This window comes from Kordiimonas lipolytica (genome assembly GCF_001550065.1).
The window spans coordinates 66,584-85,522 of record NZ_LRUB01000022.1 but is presented as its reverse complement, the minus strand read 5'-3'; the positions used below and the strand labels follow the sequence as shown (position 1 = coordinate 85,522).

The following is an 18,939-nucleotide window of genomic DNA, read 5'->3' as shown; positions in this document are numbered from 1 at the left end:
ATGGCTAAAGCGGAAACCATTGAAAAGATTTACGAATTGATCGAACCGCTGAATAAAAAGGGTATCGATCTCGCGCCGGAAGTTACGTTCGCGTCTGACCTTGAACTTGATTCCCTGACGGTTATGGACCTTGTGGCCGACATTGAGGACGAGTTCGACATTGTTTTGCCGCTCAATCTGTTGCCTGAGCTAGAAACCATCGCCCACGTTGCCGATGCCGTAGAGAAAATCCTGGAAAAAGGCTGATTACCCGTGGACTTGCTGGATAAGTTTGATTCAATTAGCGCACTTCGCGCCTCGCTTCCTTTCGAGAAGGCCGACCCCTTCACCGTTGTGATGGAAGAGATCATCTCCGAAACCGAAGCCGTGATCGGCGGTCGCCGCACCATCCTTGCTGGCACCAACAACTATATGGGCATGACCTTCAACGAGGATGCCATCGAAGCAGCCAAGCAGGCGCTGGATGATTTCGGCACCGGAACAACTGGCAGCCGGTCCCTGAACGGCACCTACCTGAGCCACAAGAAGCTTGAAGAGACCATCGCCGATTTCTACGGGATGGAGCACTGCATGGTCTTCTCGACCGGCTATCAGGCCAACCTGGGGATGATCTCCGCGCTCGGCGGCAAGGACGACTTTGTCATCATCGACGCCGATAGCCACGCTTCCATCTATGACGGTTGCTCCATGGGCAATGCCACCATCGTGCGCTTCAAGCACAATGACGTGGAAAACATGGAACGTCGCCTCAAGCGCCTGCCCGAAGATGCTGGCAAGCTTGTGGTGATCGAAGGTATTTATTCCATGCTGGGCGACGCGGCGCCAGTTAAGGAGCTCCTTGAAGTTGCAAAGAAATACGGCTGCATGACGCTGGTTGACGAAGCTCACTCGATGGGCTTCTGCGGCGAAAACGGCCGCGGCATCGCCGAAGCCGAAGGTGTGGAGCACCTGGTGGACTTTTATGTCGGCACTTTCTCTAAATCTGTCGGCACCGTTGGCGGCTTTGCCGTCTCCAACCACCCTAAATTCGATGTACTGCGGTACGTCAGCAGGCCCTACATTTTTACCGCCAGCCCACCACCAAGCGTGGTGGCCAGCGCGATCAAATCAATCGAGGCGATCAAGCGCGGCTCCAACCGCCGGGCCCACCTGTGGGAAAACGCCAAGCGCCTGCATGCGGGCCTTAAGGAAGCGGGTTTCGACCTGTGTACCGACAAGGCTGAGAGCCCCATCATCGCCGTGCACCTACCTGATGTGATGATCGGCACCAAATTCTGGGAACAGCTGATCATGGAAGGTGTGTATGTGAATATGGCGGCACCGCCTGCGACGCCCGCAGGCATGTTCCTGATGCGCGTCAGCGTGTGCGCCCAGCACACCACTGAGCAGATCGACGAGATCATCAAGCGCTTCAAGATCACGGCCGAAAAGGTCGGCCTTGACCTGAAGCCCTAGCAGTTATCCAAGCTGGATAAAACAAAGGCGGCTCACTGGCCGCCTTTTTCTTTTCCTATTTGAAGGGCTTACTTGAAAGCGCCCTTGCGCTTGAGGCCCCAGAAAAGGGAAATGCCCGACAGGATCGGGTGCCTGCGCATGCGGTCCGTGACCGTGATCTCAACGCCTGAGTGGCGCTTGATCTTCCAGGCCAGATAATCAATGCCGCCGTCGAACGTCATAGCGGCCTTCACAAGGCGCATGAAGCTGACAAACTTGCCGTTGCAGCGGCGCGCAAACCATTTAAGACGCGGCACAACGCGCTCAGTGCGTGGCGGCTGCTTGATCGGCGGGATTGGCCCCGGGACAATGCCCATGGCTTCTTCCGCAAGTGCTGTCAGCGCGTCATAGCGGTCCTGGTCCAGGAGGTAAATCTCAAGGCCCTTGCCGCGGCGCTCGGAACGAAGTTCTGCTGCGTAGGTCTGCTCGAACGCTTCCACCCACAGGTCGCGCGAGTTGGTCGCACCAGGGATCAGTTCCAGCAGATTATTGATCATTGTTTTCATCGCCTGCGCCACATCGCCCGCGATCGACTGTTTCGTCATCTCATCCTTTGGCAGAAGGAGGATACAAGGCTGGCAGAAACGCGCCCACACGGAAACATTCAGGCATTCGGGGCGCACCCGGAAAGCGAAATCAGAACGCGACAGCACCGCATATTTGCAGCGCACCGTCATGCCGGCCACTTCCTGCTCGTGGTAGAAAACATTTGGTGGGCAGATCTGGTTCGCGATCGCAAGCCATCGTTTCTTGTACGCTTCCTTGTAGCTGTCCACGATAACGTAGAAATCCAGGACTTTTTCCTCAATGTCTCCTGTGCGCAGGCACGAGCCATAGAAGAGAATGCCCGATACACAGTCGCCGAATTTGTCAGCCACAGCCCGAGCGGCCTGGTTGACAGCATCCGGCACCGGGCGCTTCCACTCGTCCAGGATAAAGGTCGTCAGTTCCTGATCAGCTTTACTAGTCATCATGGTCCCTATTTTAGCGACACAAATGTTAATGCCCTATTGCCACGGAGTATAATTTCTTTCCCCGGTGTTGGGTAATATATTTCGCCATCAAGTGTTACAGGATCAATACCATCGATGCGAATCTCGTCGGCGCGGCGGGTATGGACCCCACCAATTGTCTTCTTGCCGAAGCCGCCAGTCAACAGCCCCTTTACCGCACGGAACACATTTCCGGCACCGGCTTCTACGGCTGAAAACTTCAAACCGCCCCGGCCTTCTTTCCCGTATGGTCGCATACCAAGAAGAAGCCTGTCGAGGGTCGTCATCATCACAGCGGCAAATTCGCCAGTGAAGCGGCCACCACCCTTGATGGTTACGGTCATCGGATCAGAAACCATCAGGCGCTTGTCCCGGCTCAGCCCAAAAGCAGACGCCAGCAGCTTCAGTATGGCCACAACATGAGCAAGACCATTGGGCATGCCCGCATTATAGGCGTGGTCACGGCACCAGTGAATACCTTTCACAACACCCGCCGTGCCAAAGAATGTCCCTACACGAGGAGGTTTGCCGTCACCCAGATCAAGTTCGATCAGGTTCATGCTCACCAGCCTGTCTGCGATGCCGCCTTCCTTGGCAATCTGGATCAACCGCCTGAAGACCTTCTCCGGCCGCCCCTTGAAGCCAAGGTCGGCTGCCGTCATGTTGGTCTTGCCGCCAGGCAGGAAGGCAATCGGCGGAATAACAGTGAACGGGTTGTTGTGCAGAATGGAAGCCAATACAGCACCAATCGTACCGTCGCCGCCATTGATAATCAGCATGTCTGGGTTGGCGCGCGCAAACAGCGCCAGCGCCTCATCAATGCTATCGATGCCACTCAGTTCAAAATGCACCACATTGGCGCTTTCATCCACCACACGACGGATCGCCTCAATCCGCGCGGCATTGGTGGTGCTGAGCGGATTGGAAATAATCGCGATAAGCGGCACAGTCGCGCCAGACTGAATACTGCTTTTTTCCAGTTGCATGGTGTCAAACTCTTGTAACAAAGCCCGCCTAAACACTAGGTTCGGACGCTTCTATCAAACTTTCGCCGCCTTCATACAGTGAAATGGGCCCTGACGCAAATAGAGTAGGGCTTTTCGCGGCCTTTCGCCGCAGCCTTCATCAGCGCCTGCGCAGCTTCCGCCGCTTTTCCTTCTGTTCCTCATCGGCCCCGAAAATGTATTTCAGGTTCACGGGCATGTCTTTCACGCCCTCTTCAGCGGTGAAAACCACCTCTTCCACATCTGGCTTACCGAGCCCCAGCTTGGGATTGTTGGAAAAGCCGAAACCTTCCGAAAAGAAGTCTGCTTTACCGTTGGCATTCCGGTCATGCATGACGACCAGCGTGTAATCGCCCAGCCCAGGCATGGGAACGCAGATTTCCTGGCCTTCGGCTTCCGTCTTTACGTCAACCCGAACCAGCTTCTTGCCTTTTTCAAGGAAATCATCTGCCGTGGGGCCATACACCTGCACCCGGATGTTGCCTTCAAGGTCCTTAAGGCCTTGAATGGATACCTTTACAAATGACTGACCCACATCAGGCGCCTCACACTGCGCCATGTCATGCTCGACAGTCGCCGGGTCAACTTCTGCTGAAGCTAGAGCTGGCAGGCTTATTCCCCCTGCAATCATGCAGGCTGCCACCATCATACTCGAAACATGACTCGATTTAATCAGCATATACTTCTCCAGGTGCCCCGCATATGTTTGCAAATGGCGGCCGATGGTGGCGAAAATATGTCCCATATGACGACAAATTGGGTATAACTCAACATGCTTTTGCCTTCTTTGCCACCTCAAAGAAGAAAAGGCTCTTGCAACAAGGCTCATAGGGGTGTAGCGCCAAAGCATGTTTACTCGCATCGATCAATATATTCTGCGGCAAATTCTGGGACCGCTTTTCACGACCCTGGGTATCGCAGCTTTGTTGCTGATTCTTGAACGTATGCTCAGGTTGTTTGATTTTGTCGTCAACCAGGGCGGGCCGGTTGAGGTCGTGTTCCAGATGCTGGCGAACCAGGTGCCGCATTATATGGGGCTGGCGCTGCCGATCGGATTGATGCTGGGCACACTTCTGGCCTTCCGCAAAATCTCCCTTTCCAGCGAGTATGACGCCATTACATCGTCGGGCATTGGCCTGAACCGGCTGGTAAGGCCAGTGCTTGCGCTGTCGCTGGTGCTGGTAATTGTAAACACCATTCTTGTGGGCTGGGTGCAGCCTTATGGCCGCTATGCCTATAGAAGCCTGGTGTTCGACCTCAGAAGCGGCGCTCTGGGCGCAAGCATCCGCGTGGGCGAGTTTGTCGATATTGGCGACAACATTACGCTGATGATCGAAGAATCTCGCGACCAGGGCGCAGAGCTTCTGGGAATCTTCATGGAACGCCGCAGTGACGGCCGCAGCCTGGCCGTCAGCGCCGAACGCGGCGGCTTTTTCGCGACAGATGACGAGAACACCATTCTGCTTCGCCTTTTCAACGGCGTGCTGATTGATCTTAACGAAGGCCAGAACAAGCCACGCGTTCTCAAATTTGACCAGCAGGACCTGACCGTGAAACTCCCCGCCAAGGAGGCCTTCCGCGAACGCGGCGGCGAAGAGCTGGAGATGACGCTGCCTGAGCTTTGGCAGGAGAAGGACAATCCGACCCTGCCCACTGAAGAACGCGCCGCCTTCAACGGCAACTTCCATTGGCGTGTGATGCATTCAATAACCTTCCTGATCCTGCCGTTCCTGGCGATCCCCCTGGGGATTACCAACAAACGAACGGGTAAAGGCACCGGCATCGTGGTCGGGCTGACGCTTTTGATCCTCTATAACGAATTCATGGAAGCGATGGAGACTGCGGTTCAGAACGGGGCATCGCCCTATGGCACCATCTGGCTGTTATTCGCCGCATTCTCTCTCTTGAGTTTCACCCTGTTCCATATTGCGGCCAACAAGGTGGGCGGTGAACCGCTCGCCTGGGTCGACAAGAGCTGGGCCTTCATCAGCGGGCCGATCAAGCGCCTGTCCAAGAAAGTCATGGGGGTTAGCGACTGATGCTTGATAGACGCACACTTCGCCGCCTGTTTGTGCCGTCCCGGACGCTGGCACGCTATATGGTGCGCATGCACCTTGGCCGCTTCTTCGGCATCCTCATCGGCCTCACGGCGGTTTTGCAGATGCTGGACCTTCTGGCTACGTCTGACGAAATCATGGCAGCCGAAGGCGCCAACTGGGTTTCGCTACTGTCTTATGTCAGCATGCGGGCACCCCAACTGATCAGCCAGTTCGTGCCCTTTACCGCCCTATTGGCAACGCTCCTGACGCTCGCGACGCTTAATCAGCATTCCGAAGTGGTGGTGATGAAGGCAAGCGGCCTGTCGGCGCACCGTATTTTGCTGCCGCTCGGCATCGCGTCATTCATTATCGCCGCCAGCCATTTCCTCTTTAACGAGACAGTTGTTGTAAAGGCAAACGCCGATCTGGAATATTGGCAGGACAATGGCTATGCCGTCGATCTGCCGCCAAGCGCTGGCCCGTCAGGCCGTGTCTGGATCAAGGAACACAAAACGGTGGTGTTGGTTGAAGCCGTGAGCCAGATACGGAACCGGGTGGTGCTCGATAAAGTCTCCCTGTTTGAGCGCGACGACAAGGGCAAGCTTGAGGCGATGGTCCATGCAGATTTCGCTTGGTATCAGGACGGCCGCTGGACCCTTCATGAAGTACGCCGGTTCGACGCGGGCACGCATGAGATGACCATTCACCCAAGCCAGCCATGGGATTTGGAGACCCGCCCGGAACGCTTTCAGGCCCTGACGGTTAAGCCGGACCATGTGTCCTTCCCCAAACTGTGGCAGTCGATGCAGGAACTAAAGAAAGACGGCCTACCCACCGCGCGCCTGATGGCCAGCTTCCTGCAAAAGATGGCCGGGCCTGCCTCATCGCTCCTGATGCCGCTTCTGGCCGCTGTCGCCGCCTTCGGCGTGCACCGTGCGGGCAACCTGGTGATCCGGGTCGTGTTCGGCATGGCGCTTGGTTTCAGCTTCTTCGTGGCCGACAATTTCATGCTGGCAATGGGCGAATTTGGCGTCGCACCGCCGTTCCTGGCAGCATGGGCGCCCTTCTTCCTGTTCCTTGTGGTTGGCTATGCCGTGATTTTCCATACTGAGGAAGGCCGTCTGCCCAGAAAAGCCAAGAAGCTCCAAGAGAAGCCCATAGCCGGTGAGTGACATGGACAAGAAGCAGCCGCCTGCCCGGCCTGAAAAAAACCAGAACAGGGCACAAGTGGCCGGTGGCGCGGGGTTCGCTTTCCTTGGGCGCATGGGCGCACTGATTGAGGCTGTCTCGGTTATCGCCTTCACTTGGTATTATGGCGCCCCCACCTTCGGCCTGTTCGCGGTTCTCTGGTCCTATGTGAAAGTCTCAACCGCCGTGTCCGACGCCGCCATGACCACCGCATTGCAGCGGTTTGTGCCCAAGGCGAACGGGAGCGACCCCGAACTGGCCGTGGGCTATGCACTGAAGTTCAGCTTCCTGATCGCCGCAGCCATTGCCATTGCCACCTTCTATGCCGCACCGAAGCTTGCAACCATGATCAGCGCCGCCGAAGATGACGCAGACCACCTGATCAGCGTGATCCGGGTCTATGTCTGGGTGCTGCCTTTCTGGACGATGGTTGAGGTGGGGACCGCCGCCATCCGCGCACGCAGGAAGTTCGGCCCCGAAATCCGCGTGCGGGTTTTCTACGAACAGGGCCTTCGCCTGATGGCCGCTGTCGGCTTCGCGCTGATGGACTATATGACCTACGGGCTTTTCCTGGCACATCTTGTCAGCGTGGTATTGTCTGCGGCGCTGGCACTTCGCTTGGTGGCCAAACATTATGATTTCGCGATGGTACTGCGCGCGCCAATGACCGGCCCTATGCCCAGGGCCATGCGTCAGTATGGCTTCACCGTGATGCCGGCAAACCTGATCAAGAAGCTGTTCAGCGAGTTCCCGGTCATGTTCCTCAATTACCTGCTGCCGGGCGCCGATGGCGCGGCGGCGGGTGGCTATTATGCCGTAGCCCGCAAGATCGCCAGCGCCCTGCAGGCCGTGCGCATGACGTTTGAGTATGTCATGGCGCCCCTGGCGGCAGAAAAGGATGGCCACGGCGACCACGCCGCACTGCAGGACATGTTCAGCTACGCAACCCGCCTGTCGGTCACGCTTGCGCTGCCATTTGGTGCCGCCCTTGTGCTGGCGCGCAATGATATCCTTGCCGCCATGGAACCTGAATTCCAGGCCGCAGCCGCTGCCATGTCCATCCTGTGCGCGGGGCGCGTTCTTGAAGCCGCAACAGGCCCATCAAGCGCGATCATTGAAATGCTCGGCCACAGGTCACTGCCCACCATCAACGGCGTGTTCGGCCTTATCACCCTTTTGCTTCTCGGCAACTGGCTGATCCCCCTGTACGATGTTACAGGCGCTGCCATTGCCGCCGCATCCGGCCTTAATGTCACGGCACTCCTGGGGCTTGCAGAAACCTATTTCATTTTCAAGCTATGGCCTTATGACCGCCATGCCCTGCGCCCCCTGATCGTATCGCTTTTCACAAGCGGCATCATGCTGTCGCTTATCCCTGCCAGCAACCACTGGCCGGTTCCTGTGGGCATCGTGGGGGCAATCGCGGGCCTCTTGATATCTGTGATGATCCTGGTGCGCTACGGCCTGAACCACGAAGACGCAAACGCCCTTGGCCGCATCGGCAAGCTGAAACCCCTGAAAAAGCTGGCCCCCTGACATGACCGCTGAGATTACATTCGAAGACTTCCTACGCGTAGACATCCGCGCAGGCACCATCCTTTCCGCCACCGATAACGCCAAGGCGCGCAAGCCCGCCTATGTGCTTGAAGTGGATTTCGGCCCGGACTTTGGCGTCAAGACAACCTCGGCCCAGATCACCGAAGAACACACAAAGGAAGGCCTTGTGGGCATGCAGGTGCTGGCGGTCATGAATTTCCCACCCAAGCGCGTGGCTGGCGTGAAATCAGAGGTGCTGACGCTGGCGACCATGGAAGAAGATGGCCGCACCGTGCTGATCACGCCATCCAAGCCCGTGCCGAACGGCACCCGCTTGCTTTAAGGCCCTGCCTGCCTTAAGTCAGAACACAGTCAATATTTCCGGGGAGCGACGCGTGAGCGACATCATCATCAAAGAAATCACCGATGTGAAGGGCCTGAAGGACTTCGTGAACGCCACGCGGCAGGTGTATGCGAATGACCCCAACTGGATCCAGCCCCTGATGATGGAGCGGATGGACGCCATTCGCCGCGACAAGAACCCCTATTATGAGCATGCGGAAGTCGCCCACTGGGTGGCCTATGAAGGCGGGAAGCCCGTTGGCCGCATCACCGCCCAAGTGGACGCGCTGGCGCAGGAAAAATGGGGCCCGAACCTTGGTCATTTCGGCTTTTTTGAAGCCACCACGAAGGACGTGGCCGACAAGCTGCTGGCCACCGCCGAAGCCTGGCTCAAGGCCCGCGGCATGACGCGCATGCAGGGGCCGTGGTCCCTCAACACCGCCGAAGAGGTCGGCACGCTGATCAAGGGCTTTGACACGCCGCCCGTGTTCATGATGCCCCACGGCCGGCCCGAATACGACGGCTGGCTGAAGGCCCACGGCCTTGAGAAAGCCAAGGACATGCATGCCTTCCGGCTCGACCTGAACATGCCCGTGCCCGAGCGCGCCAAACGCATCGTCAAGATGGCCGAGAAGAACAAGAAGGTCACCATGCGCGAGATCGACATGAAGCGTTTCGACGCCGAGGTCGCCACGGTGCTCGAAATTTATAACGAGGCATGGTCGGAAAACTGGGGCTATGTGCCCTTCACCAAACACGAAGTCGAGCATGGCGCCAAAGCCCTGAAGCCGGTGGTGAAGCCCTACCGCACCATGATTTGTGAATATGAGGGCGAGCCCGTCGCCTTCATGCTGACAATCCCGGACGTGAACCACAAGATCCGCGATCTTGACGGCAAACTGTTCCCGTTCGGCTGGGCCAAGGTGGCCTGGCGCATGATGAACGGCAAAGAGGACCGCTGCCGCGTGCCGCTGATGGGTGTGCGCAAGAAGTTCCAGAAAGGCCCCCTCGGCGCCGCCATGGCCATGTGGATGATCCAGGTAAGCCAAAGGAACGTGATGGACCGCGGGGCTTACTTTGGCGAGCTTGGCTGGATTCTTGAGGATAACGAGGGGATGATCAGCATTCTCGAAGAGATCGGCTGCGAGATTTACAAGACCTACCGCGTCTATGAGAAAGCGATTGGGTGAGGACCTAAGTATGAAACGAGCAGTTCATGTTGCGAACATTGCGCTGCTGATGCTGCTCTCTGCCTGTGATAACGATCAGGCTCAACCTGAAGCAGGACTTATGCCTCAAAACGCAATGATCACCCCTGCTGACATAACGCCCGAGATGATTGAGGAAAGTCAGCGGCAATATGCAAAATGGTATGCTGGACTTCCCAAACTTTCCGGAAAAATGCTCGCCCAACTGCAATCGATAGAACCATCCAATGGTTTTGCTGGCAATTGGTACCCTTGCAGCATCGAGCTGGAAGACGGTTCGATCCTCGAAAACGTTTACCTAATTGATGGCCGCTCCCAAGAAAACGCATCCTATTACGGCTCTTGGGACCAATATCTGAAAAACCCTCAGTTAAGCGCCCGGATCAAAGCCATACGCTCATCACCCAATAGACTTCCCAAAAAACACCGGGAATTCCTTTACAGGATTGGTGAGTCCGGCATGGGATATATGCACTTCACCTTAGTAACCAATGAAGGTCACGAATATGCATATACAACTGGCAATTTTATGGACTTCATGGAGATGCCAGATGGTGTGACCTACGAGGACATCAAGGAACTAATCCCACATGTGCCAAGACGGGGTGACAATAGATACGGCACCCTGCCCGACGTAAAAATTTACTTCCAGCAATAACTTAGAGCTCTTTGATCAAATTGATCGTCTCGGCCTTGTAGCCTTGCTTTTCATAGAAGCGCCGTCCCTGGGCGTTGTTCCAGAATACTTCGAGATGCAACAGGCGCCTGCCTTGCACTGGTTGGCTATGGATGCTGAATCAAGTTCAGCATGACAGTTTGTTTTACTCAAGCGGAGCACCCTAATCGTTCGTCACCCTGAACTTGTTTCAGGGTCCATATATTGCTTAACTCAAGCCATGGACAAGCAGGGTTACACATACATTCTTGCATCGAAGAAGCACGGCACGCTCTATGTGGGCGTCACGTCCGATCTGGTCAAGCGCGTTTGGGAACATAAAGAAGACCATGCTGATGGTTTCACCAAAAAGTATGGTGTGCATGCGCTTGTTCACTTCGAGGCATTCGACGACATCAATTCGGCTATTGAACGAGAGAAGCAGCTAAAGCGCTGGCACCGGCAATGGAAAATCAACCTGATTGAAGAACATAACCCTGATTGGAAAGACCTGTATCCTTCCCTGACTGCCTAATGGATGCTGAAACAAGTTCAGCATGACAGTTTGTTTTACTCAAGCGGAGCACCCTACTCGTTCGTCACCCTGAACTTGTTTCAGGGTCCATCATCACCCCTCAACCGCCAGCTTGCCTTGGGCGAGGTTGGCGAATTCGCATAGGAGCGGCCGTGTTTCGCGGGGATCGATGACGTCTTCGACCATGAAGGCTTCCGCCGTGCGGAACGGGCTACGTACTTTATCCAGCCGCGCCTTGATTTCCGCCAGTGCCGCCTGTGGGTCTTCGGCCTTCTCTAACTCAGCCTTATAAGCCACCTCAATTCCGCCCTCGAGCGGCAGGCTGCCCCAGTCGCCTGATGGCCAGGCGAAGCGGTACTGGAATTTTGTGTGGTCGCTCATGGCCGCGCCCGCAACGCCATACGCCTTGCGCACAATCACGCTGGCCCACGGCACCGTGGAGCTGTAGATGCCATTCAGCGCCTCAACGCCGTACCGGATGGTGGCGGCTTTTTCAGCCTCCAGCCCGATCATGAAGCCGGGGTTATCAACAAAATGCACCACCGGCAGACGGAAGGTGTTCGCGAGCTTCACGAACCGTTCGATCTTGCGCGCTGCATCGGCGGTCCATGAGCCGCCCATGAAGGATGGATCGGATGCGATCACCGCCACCGGCCATCCGTCGAGCCGCGCGAGCGCCGTGATGGCCGACTGGCCCCAGCGCTTGCCAATTTCGAACACGCTGCCACGGTCCATCACGCTGTCCAAAATCCGGCGCATGCTATAGGCCTTGCGCCGGTCTTCTGGCACGGCGTCCAGCAGCTTTTCGTCGCGGCGCTCCACGCCGTCACTGGTGTCACCGCGCGGCGCTGGCTGTCCCGCCGCACTCGGCAGATAGCTGAGGAAGCGTTTTGCGGCCTCAAATGCCGCCTCTTCGCTTTCCACCAGCTCATCCACCGCACCGTTGCGCGCATGGATCTCAGCGCCGCCCAGCGCTTCCTTGTCCAAGTTTTCGCCGATGGCAGCTACCACCGCAGGCCCGGCGGTGAACATGTGGCTCATGCCCTTGACCATCACGCTATAGTGGCTGGCCACCACCCGCGCGGCCCCAAGCCCCGCGACGGACCCAAGCGCCAGCGCCACCACGGGCACGCTCTCCAAATTCTTGACCACATGCTGCCAGCCCGGCAGGTACGGCACGTAGGTCAGCCCCATGTCTTCCAGCATCTTCACGCTGCCGCCGCCGCCGGTGCCGTCAATCAGGCGAATGAGCGGCAGGCCATATTCATGCGCCATCTGTTCGGCCTGCTCGGCCTTGCGCCAGATGGCGGCGTCTGCGGCCCCGCCCCTGACGGTGAAATCATCGCCGGTCAGCACCACAGGGCGGCGACCCACGTCAGCGCGGCCAAACAGGAAGTTGGCGGGCGACGCGTCCACGAGGTCGCCGTTCTCGTCATAGCTGCCCTTGCCTGCCAGCCTGCCGATCTCGCGGAAGCTGCCAGGGTCAGCCATTTTGGCAAGGCGGGCACGGACATCCAGCTTGCCGCGGGCGTGCTGGCGCGCCAGCTTTTCCTCGCCGCCCATCTTTTCGGCCAGCGCCTCACGCTTCCTCTTCTCGGCTAATTCTTTTTCCCACGCCATGTGTATCCGCCCCTTAAAACCTTGTTTAAAAGGTAAAATAGCGTGGATGGGAGATAGTCAAATGGGATGAGCACAACTTACACCATCGTCACTCGTCGGCTTGACCTGAGAGCCGAGGCCGAACATGGATTCGCTGATCAAGTCAGCGAATGACAGCGTGGGGTTACCCTGACTGCATCAGGCGCACGCCCTCGTCGCGTTCGAACAGATAAAGAAGGTGCCGAAGCGCCTTGCCGCGCTCTGATTGAAGCTCAGGGTCCTTGTTGACGATCAGCCGCGCGTCGTCCCGGGCGAGCTCGATCAGGTCAGCGTGCTCAAGGAAATCAACCATCTTGAATTCCGGCAGGCCGCTTTGGCGCGTGCCCAGAATTTCGCCGCCACCCCGAAGCTTCAGGTCTTCTTCCGCGATCAGGAAGCCGTCCTCGCTTTCGCGCATGGTCTTGAGGCGCGCGCGCGCGACCTCGCCAATCTCGTTTGACCGCAGCAGAATACAGCTGGACTTGCCTGCCCCGCGCCCCACACGCCCCCGAAGCTGGTGCAGTTGCGCCAGACCAAAGCGTTCGGCATGTTCGATCACCATGATGGTGGCTTCCGGCACGTTCACGCCCACCTCAATCACCGTGGTGGAAACCAGCACGCTGATCTCGCCGGTCTGGAATTTTTCCATCACCGCGTCTTTCTCCGGCCCCTTCATTTTGCCGTGCACCAGCCCCACGCGCGGGCCCAGCATCTGCTGGAAGGCAAGGTAGCGGTCCTCGGCCGCCGCCAGATCAAGCTTTTCGCTCTCTTCCACCAGCGGGCAAACCCAGTAGGCACGCTGGCCTTTCTCGACGGCGCGGGCGATGCCTTGCGCCACTTCGCCGATGCGGTCCAGCGACACCACGCGGGTGTCCACTGGCTGGCGGCCGGGTGGTTTTTCCTGAATGCGCGACACATCCATGTCGCCATACGCCGTCAGCGTGAGCGTGCGCGGGATGGGGGTGGCGGTCATGCCCAGCACATCAATCCCTGCCGTCGCCTTGGCGGCGAGTGCCAGGCGCTGCTGCACACCGAAGCGGTGCTGCTCATCAATGATCGCGAGGCCCAGATCCTTGAAATGCACATCATCCTGAATGATGGCGTGGGTGCCGACAAGGATGTCGATCTCACCCGCCGCCAAGCGCGCCAGGATTTCCTTGCGGTGCTTACCCTTGAAACGGCCCGTCAGTTTTTCAACCCTGAGCCCGGCTTTTTCCGCGAGCGGCGCGATGGTTTCCAGATGCTGGTTCGCCAGAATTTCCGTGGGCGCCAAAAGGGCTGCCTGCACACCCGCTTCCACCGCCGCCGCCATCACAAGAAGCGCAACCACCGTCTTGCCGCTGCCGACATCGCCCTGCATCAACCGCAGCATGGCGCGGCCGCTTTCAAGGTCGGTGATGATCTCCTGAAGCGCCTTTTCCTGGTCCCCCGTGAGGCTGTAGGAAAGATTCCCTATGAGTGTGCCCCTTATGTGCCCATTGCCCTTAAGTGCCCTGCCCCGTTTTTTCTGCGTGCGGTCGCGCACAATCGCCAGCGCAAGCTGGGTGGCCAGCAGCTCATCCGCCGCCAGCCGCCGCCGCTCGGGGCTTTTGGGTGCTAATGTTTCGGGTCCGGAAGGGCTATGTAAATGTTTGATACAGCTCAGGAAATCAGGCCACCCTTCGCGGTCAACGATATCCTTCAGCTGCCATTCCGGCAGCGGGGGCACGGTTTCAATCGCCGCATGGATGGCCTTCCGAAGCACCTTGCCCGACAGCCCGGCTGTCAGCGGATAGACGGTCTCGAGAAGCGGAAGCTCGTCAGCAGCATCCAGGGAGACCATATAATCGGGGTGGGTCATCTGAGCATCCCCTTGGAAATGCTCAAGTTTTCCGCTAATGATCCGCGTTTCGCCTTCGGGGAGCTGCTTCCTCAGGTAATCCGCGCGGGCATGGAAAAACACCAGCGTCAGCTCCGCTGTGTCGTCATGACAGCGCACCTTATAGGGCGCGCGCTTGTTGTGCGGCGGCAGGTGTTCATCCACCACCACCTCAAGCGTCGCGATACTGCCGGGCGCGGCGTCCCTTACTTTCGGGCGGTAACGCCGGTCCACCAGTCCCGTGGGTAGGTGGAACAAAAGGTCGCGCGTGCGCGCGCCGGCCAGACGCTCTATCGCCAGCTTGTTACGCTTGCCGATGCCCGGCAGGCGCTCGATATCCGCGAAATAATCAAACAGCGCTTCAGGCCGCATAGGGCGGAATTCCCCCGAAAATCATGAAAGTTTCCCTTTAACCAAAGCGGACCTTAGCCTATGGTGTGCCGCCCATCAAACAGACAGATCAAAATCTGCTGGTGGCGATGTATTTTTCCAGTTTCCCGAGGGAAGGTTTGAGCAATGAGCGACCAGGGCTATAACCCGCACAAGGACATCAACCTTGAAGACCGCAGGCGCCGCCTGTTGTTTCGGGCGTGGCACCGCGGCATCAAGGAACTGGACCTGATTTTCGGCAATTTCGTTGAGGCCAACAAGGACAGTTTCAGCGCAGAAGACTGCGCCTGGTTCGAGACGCTCTTTGAAGAGCAGGACCATGAAATTCTGGGTTGGGTAACCAAAGGCATCGATGTGCCTGAAAAGTTTCAGGGTGAGATGATGGACCGGCTTCAGAAGCTGGACTTCATGACGCTCAAGGCCAAGTAAACCGGACACCCAACCACCATGCCACTGGACCAACTGATAGACGCGGAGATGCCGCTGATTGCCTCGGGCGTGCCCGGCGGCTTTGACGCCATGCTGCTTGCAGACCTGGCGGGCCGCAACGCCAAGCGTCCAGTTCTCTATGTGGCGTCTGACGACGGGCGCTTGGCTGCAATGGCGGCAGCGGTAAAGTTTTTCGCGCCGGATATCGAAGTGCTTCTGTTCCCCGCGTGGGACTGCCTGCCCTATGACCGTGTCAGCCCGCAAAGCGACATCGTGGCGCGCCGTATGGCGACCCTGTCGCGCCTGACTGCAGGCAAGCAATCAAGACCGCTTCTGGTGCTGACAACCATCAACGCCGCGCTTCAGCGCGTCCCGGCCCCCGCGGCCGTCAAGGATGCCACCTTCCATGCCGAACCGGGCGACGAGGTGGACCTGCTGGCGCTGACGGACTTCCTGGCATCAAATGGCTACACCCGGTCCGGCCAGGTGATGGAACCCGGCGAGTTTGCCGTGCGCGGCGGTCTGATCGACATCTTCCCTCCGGGTGAAGACAGCCCGCTGCGGCTGGATTTCTTTGGCGATGAGCTTGACACCATCCGCCGATTTGACCCGCTGGACCAGCGCACCACAGGCAAGGCCCCGCGCCTGCATCTGAAACCGGCATCCGAATTTTCCCTGTCCAAAGAAGGTATTGAGCGCTTCCGGCGGAATTATGTGAACACCTTCGGCCCGGCAAAGGGTGATGATCTGCTGTACGAGGCCATCAGTGAAGGCCGCAAATATCAGGGCGCCGAACATTGGCTGCCCTTCTTCCACGACAAGATGGCCACGCTGTTCGACTATCTGGACGCCCCCGTCTTCACCTTCGACCATCAGGTGGATGACGCGGCAGGCGAACGCTTCAAGGCGGTGGACGACTATTATGAGGCACGCCGGGAAGCCTGGAAGATTGCCAAAAACGAGAAAAGCATCACCGCGCCGCCCTATAAACCGGTGCCAAGCGCGCAGCTCTATTTGAGCGAAGCCGAATGGCAGGACCGGTTGGATGAGCTGAACGCCATCCGCCTGACACCGTTCGAGGAACCCCCTGCCCTGAATGTGGTGAGCTTTGAAGCCCGCCAGGGACGAGACTTCGGCCCCGAACGCAATAACCGCGATATCAATGTGTATGACGCCGTGCGCGACCATGTGAAGTCGCTGCGTGCCAGCGAGAAACGTGTGGTGTTCGCAAGCTACTCCGCTGGCGCCGCCGACCGCCTTAAGGGCGTGCTCGAGGACCACGGCCTGATGCCGGTGGGGCTAGCCGAAAGCTGGGAAGACATCCGGCGCGAGAACAAGACCCTGATCGCAGTCACCGTGCTGCCGCTTGAGCGTGGGTTTGAGACCAAAGACCTGGCGGTTATTTCCGAACAGGACGTGCTGGGGGACAGGCTGGTCCGCAAGGCACGGCGCAGCAAGAAGGCCGACAATTTCCTCAAGGAAGCCAGCGCGCTGTCGCCCGGTGATCTGGTGGTGCACGCCAGCCACGGCATCGGTAAGTTCGAAGGCCTTGAGACCGTGAAAGTCACTGGCGCGGCGCACGATTGCCTGCTCTTGACCTACCTGGGCGGCGACAAGCTTTATGTGCCCGTTGAAAATATTGAGGTCCTGTCCCGCTTCGGCGGCGAGGACGCAGGCGGGCAGCTGGACAAGCTGGGCGGCGTGGCATGGCAGGCGCGGAAAGCCCGCGCCAAGGCCCGCATCCGCGAGATGGCAGGCGCGCTGATCAAACTGGCCGCAGAACGCGAACTGAAGGAAGGCACACGGGTGACAACACCCGAAGGCCTTTATGACGAATTTGCCGCCCGCTTCCCGTTTACGGAAACCGAAGACCAATTGCGAGCCATCGAGCAGGTGGCGGCTGACCTGTCATCCGGCAGACCGATGGACCGGCTGGTGTGTGGCGACGTTGGATTTGGCAAAACAGAAGTGGCGCTTCGGGCAGCCTTCCTGGCCACCATGGCCGGACTGCAGGTGGCGATCATTGCGCCTACCACACTGCTTTCGCGCCAGCACTATCTGAACTTCACTGAACGCTTCAAGGGCCTGCCCGTGCGCATTGGCCAGCTGTCGCGGCTGGTCTCATCCAAGGACCAGAAGGCCACAAAGGAAGAGATGCGCAAGGGCACGTGCGATATCGTGATCGGAACCCACGCGCTGTTGTCCAAGGGGGTTGAGTTCAAGAATCTGGGCATGGTGATCGTGGATGAGGAGCAGCACTTCGGCGTTGCCCATAAGGAAAAGCTAAAGGAACTGAAGGCGGACGTGCATGTACTGACGCTGACAGCCACACCGATCCCGCGCACACTGCAGATGGCCATGTCCGGCATTCGCGACCTTTCGATCATCGCGACCCCACCGGTGGACCGCCTGGCCGTGCGCACCTTTGTGCTGCCGTTTGATCCGGTCGTGGTGCGCGAGGCCTTGCTGCGTGAACACTACCGCGGCGGCCAGAGCTTCTATGTGGTGCCGCGTATCGCGGATCTTGAAGAAGCAGCCACCTTCCTGAAGGAACATGTGCCAGAGGTAAAATTCATCATCGGCCACGGCCAGATGACACCCAAGACCATCGAGGATGTGATGACCGCCTTCTATGAGGGCCGGTATGACGTGCTGCTGTCCACCACCATTGTTGAAAGCGGGATCGATATCTCGAACGCCAATACCATGGTGGTGCACCGGGCAGACATGTTCGGCCTGGCGCAGCTTTACCAGCTTCGGGGCCGCGTGGGTCGATCAAAAACCCGCGCCTATGCGTACCTCACGACGCCCGCGAACAGGATGCTCAGTGAGAATGCCGATAAGCGGCTTCAGGTGCTGCAGGCGCTGGATACCCTGGGCGCAGGCTTCACGATCGCCAGCCACGACATGGATATTCGCGGGGCCGGCAACCTGTTGGGTGATGAGCAATCCGGCCACATCAAGGAAGTGGGTGTTGAACTGTACCAGAAGATGCTGGAGGAAGCCGTGGCGGAAGCCCGTGCTGGCAGCGCCGACGAGAGCTACGATGATCTCGAGTGGTCACCACAATTGAACCTGGGCGCCACCGTGATGATCCCGGAAAAATATGTGCCTGACCTGACCCAGCGCATGGCGCTCTACCGCCGCCTGGCGGATCTGGAAACGCGGGAAGACGTGGACGCCTTCTGCGCGGAGCTGATCGATCGGTTCGGCCCTTTGCCGGGCGCCGTGAAGCAGTTGGCGGCGATCATGATCATCAAGGGCTCGTGCAAACGCGCGGGGATCGACAAGCTGGACGCTGGCCCCAAGGGCATGACCATCAGCTTCAGGAATGACCAGTTCGCCAACCCGGCAGGCCTTGTTGAATTCATCTCAGGCACAGGTGCGTCGGCCAAACTGCGGCCCGATCACAAGCTGACCTACTATGCCCGCATGGACAAGATTGGCGCGCGTCTCAAGGCCGTGAACGCCGTTGCCAAAAGGCTGGCAGCCGTGGCAACCAAAGCCGCAGAGTAACTCCTACCTTTTGTTAACCCTCTTTGATCAGAAAGTGTTAAGCCCCGGGTGGTACCCTTTGGGAGTAACTTTACTTCACCGGCGGCAAAAGGCAGCCGCTAGACCTACACCGCCT

Annotated in this window: 16 protein-coding genes; 11 read left to right on the top strand and 5 right to left on the bottom strand. The window is 58.2% G+C overall.

The features are described from left to right. On the top strand, nt 1-246 hold the full coding sequence (locus tag KORM41_RS10870; protein ID WP_068147511.1) for an acyl carrier protein: 246 nt from the start codon (nt 1-3) through the stop codon (nt 244-246). 6 nt (nt 247-252) lie between these two features. Beyond that, the gene (gene spt / locus KORM41_RS10865; protein WP_068147510.1) at nt 253-1,455 is read left to right on the top strand and encodes a serine palmitoyltransferase; all 1,203 of its coding nucleotides are present in this window, start codon (nt 253-255) and stop codon (nt 1,453-1,455) included. Between the two features lie 68 nt (nt 1,456-1,523). On the opposite strand, the gene KORM41_RS10860 is transcribed toward spt, so the two are convergent. The 3 genes from KORM41_RS10860 to KORM41_RS10850 all read right to left on the bottom strand — a co-directional run bounded on the left by KORM41_RS10860 (nt 1,524) and on the right by KORM41_RS10850 (nt 4,169). Beyond that, on the bottom strand, nt 1,524-2,468 hold the full coding sequence (locus KORM41_RS10860; protein ID WP_231727226.1) for a hypothetical protein: 945 nt from the start codon (nt 2,466-2,468) through the stop codon (nt 1,524-1,526). A gap of 5 nt (nt 2,469-2,473) precedes the next feature. After that, nucleotides 2,474-3,472 carry a diacylglycerol/lipid kinase family protein gene (locus KORM41_RS10855; protein WP_068147505.1) on the bottom strand — a complete coding sequence of 333 codons (999 nt, stop codon included), beginning with the start codon at nt 3,470-3,472 and terminating at the stop codon, nt 2,474-2,476. A 139-nt stretch (nt 3,473-3,611) separates the two neighbouring features. After that, entirely contained in the window at nt 3,612-4,169 is a 558-nt protein-coding gene (locus tag KORM41_RS10850; RefSeq protein WP_197421056.1) for a DUF2141 domain-containing protein, read from the bottom strand. 169 nt (nt 4,170-4,338) lie between these two features. Here KORM41_RS10850 and lptF point away from each other — a divergent pair, with 169 nt between their 5' ends. From lptF to KORM41_RS10815, 7 genes are all read left to right on the top strand, one after another. Next, nucleotides 4,339-5,529 (top strand): LPS export ABC transporter permease LptF, encoded by a 1,191-nt coding sequence (gene lptF / locus KORM41_RS10845; RefSeq protein ID WP_068147500.1) that lies wholly within the window; start codon nt 4,339-4,341, stop codon nt 5,527-5,529. Further along, entirely contained in the window at nt 5,529-6,701 is a 1,173-nt protein-coding gene (gene lptG / locus KORM41_RS10840; protein ID WP_068147495.1) for an LPS export ABC transporter permease LptG, read from the top strand. The genes lptF and lptG overlap by 1 nt, the downstream gene beginning before the upstream one ends. A gap of 1 nt (nt 6,702) precedes the next feature. Then, complete coding sequence (locus tag KORM41_RS10835; protein WP_068147492.1) at nt 6,703-8,253, top strand: lipopolysaccharide biosynthesis protein; 1,551 nt, start codon at nt 6,703-6,705, stop codon at nt 8,251-8,253. A gap of 1 nt (nt 8,254) precedes the next feature. Continuing rightward, on the top strand, nt 8,255-8,596 hold the full coding sequence (locus KORM41_RS10830) for a tRNA-binding protein (protein WP_068147490.1): 342 nt from the start codon (nt 8,255-8,257) through the stop codon (nt 8,594-8,596). Nucleotides 8,597-8,648: 52 nt separating this feature from the next. Beyond that, the gene (locus tag KORM41_RS10825) at nt 8,649-9,785 is read left to right on the top strand and encodes a hypothetical protein (RefSeq protein ID WP_068147489.1); all 1,137 of its coding nucleotides are present in this window, start codon (nt 8,649-8,651) and stop codon (nt 9,783-9,785) included. A 10-nt stretch (nt 9,786-9,795) separates the two neighbouring features. Then, on the top strand, nt 9,796-10,461 hold the full coding sequence (locus KORM41_RS10820) for a hypothetical protein (protein WP_068147488.1): 666 nt from the start codon (nt 9,796-9,798) through the stop codon (nt 10,459-10,461). Between the two features lie 238 nt (nt 10,462-10,699). Next, nucleotides 10,700-10,993, top strand: coding sequence for a GIY-YIG nuclease family protein (locus KORM41_RS10815; RefSeq protein ID WP_068147486.1), 294 nt, complete (start codon nt 10,700-10,702; stop codon nt 10,991-10,993). Nucleotides 10,994-11,086: 93 nt separating this feature from the next. Here KORM41_RS10815 and KORM41_RS10810 read toward each other — a convergent pair whose 3' ends face one another. Both KORM41_RS10810 and recG read right to left on the bottom strand, forming a co-directional pair. Next, complete coding sequence (locus KORM41_RS10810) at nt 11,087-12,613, bottom strand: acyl-CoA carboxylase subunit beta (RefSeq protein WP_068147482.1); 1,527 nt, start codon at nt 12,611-12,613, stop codon at nt 11,087-11,089. Between the two features lie 163 nt (nt 12,614-12,776). Beyond that, nucleotides 12,777-14,861 carry an ATP-dependent DNA helicase RecG gene (gene recG / locus KORM41_RS10805; RefSeq protein WP_068147479.1) on the bottom strand — a complete coding sequence of 695 codons (2,085 nt, stop codon included), beginning with the start codon at nt 14,859-14,861 and terminating at the stop codon, nt 12,777-12,779. A gap of 144 nt (nt 14,862-15,005) precedes the next feature. Here recG and KORM41_RS10800 point away from each other — a divergent pair, with 144 nt between their 5' ends. Together KORM41_RS10800 and mfd are read left to right on the top strand one after the other, a co-directional pair. After that, nucleotides 15,006-15,308 (top strand): FAD assembly factor SdhE, encoded by a 303-nt coding sequence (locus KORM41_RS10800; RefSeq protein WP_068147476.1) that lies wholly within the window; start codon nt 15,006-15,008, stop codon nt 15,306-15,308. A gap of 18 nt (nt 15,309-15,326) precedes the next feature. Next, nucleotides 15,327-18,824: a transcription-repair coupling factor gene (gene mfd / locus KORM41_RS10795; RefSeq protein ID WP_068147475.1), complete on the top strand. Its 3,498-nt coding sequence runs from the start codon at nt 15,327-15,329 to the stop codon at nt 18,822-18,824. Nucleotides 18,825-18,939: the final 115 nt, after the last annotated feature.

Excerpts from the sequence above, each read along its gene's own strand:
- KORM41_RS10870 (WP_068147511.1), top strand. The coding sequence starts at position 1 with ATGGCTAAAGCGGAAACCATTGAAAAGATTTACGAATTGATCGAACCG.
- KORM41_RS10860 (WP_231727226.1), bottom strand. The coding sequence starts at position 2,468 with ATGATGACTAGTAAAGCTGATCAGGAACTGACGACCTTTATCCTGGAC.
- KORM41_RS10855 (WP_068147505.1), bottom strand. The coding sequence starts at position 3,472 with ATGCAACTGGAAAAAAGCAGTATTCAGTCTGGCGCGACTGTGCCGCTT.
- KORM41_RS10850 (WP_197421056.1), bottom strand. The coding sequence starts at position 4,169 with ATGCTGATTAAATCGAGTCATGTTTCGAGTATGATGGTGGCAGCCTGC.
- lptF (WP_068147500.1), top strand. The coding sequence starts at position 4,339 with ATGTTTACTCGCATCGATCAATATATTCTGCGGCAAATTCTGGGACCG.
- lptG (WP_068147495.1), top strand. The coding sequence starts at position 5,529 with ATGCTTGATAGACGCACACTTCGCCGCCTGTTTGTGCCGTCCCGGACG.
- KORM41_RS10835 (WP_068147492.1), top strand. The coding sequence starts at position 6,703 with ATGGACAAGAAGCAGCCGCCTGCCCGGCCTGAAAAAAACCAGAACAGG.
- KORM41_RS10830 (WP_068147490.1), top strand. The coding sequence starts at position 8,255 with ATGACCGCTGAGATTACATTCGAAGACTTCCTACGCGTAGACATCCGC.
- KORM41_RS10820 (WP_068147488.1), top strand. The coding sequence starts at position 9,796 with ATGAAACGAGCAGTTCATGTTGCGAACATTGCGCTGCTGATGCTGCTC.
- KORM41_RS10815 (WP_068147486.1), top strand. The coding sequence starts at position 10,700 with ATGGACAAGCAGGGTTACACATACATTCTTGCATCGAAGAAGCACGGC.
- KORM41_RS10810 (WP_068147482.1), bottom strand. The coding sequence starts at position 12,613 with ATGGCGTGGGAAAAAGAATTAGCCGAGAAGAGGAAGCGTGAGGCGCTG.
- recG (WP_068147479.1), bottom strand. The coding sequence starts at position 14,861 with ATGCGGCCTGAAGCGCTGTTTGATTATTTCGCGGATATCGAGCGCCTG.
- KORM41_RS10800 (WP_068147476.1), top strand. The coding sequence starts at position 15,006 with ATGAGCGACCAGGGCTATAACCCGCACAAGGACATCAACCTTGAAGAC.
- mfd (WP_068147475.1), top strand. The coding sequence starts at position 15,327 with ATGCCACTGGACCAACTGATAGACGCGGAGATGCCGCTGATTGCCTCG.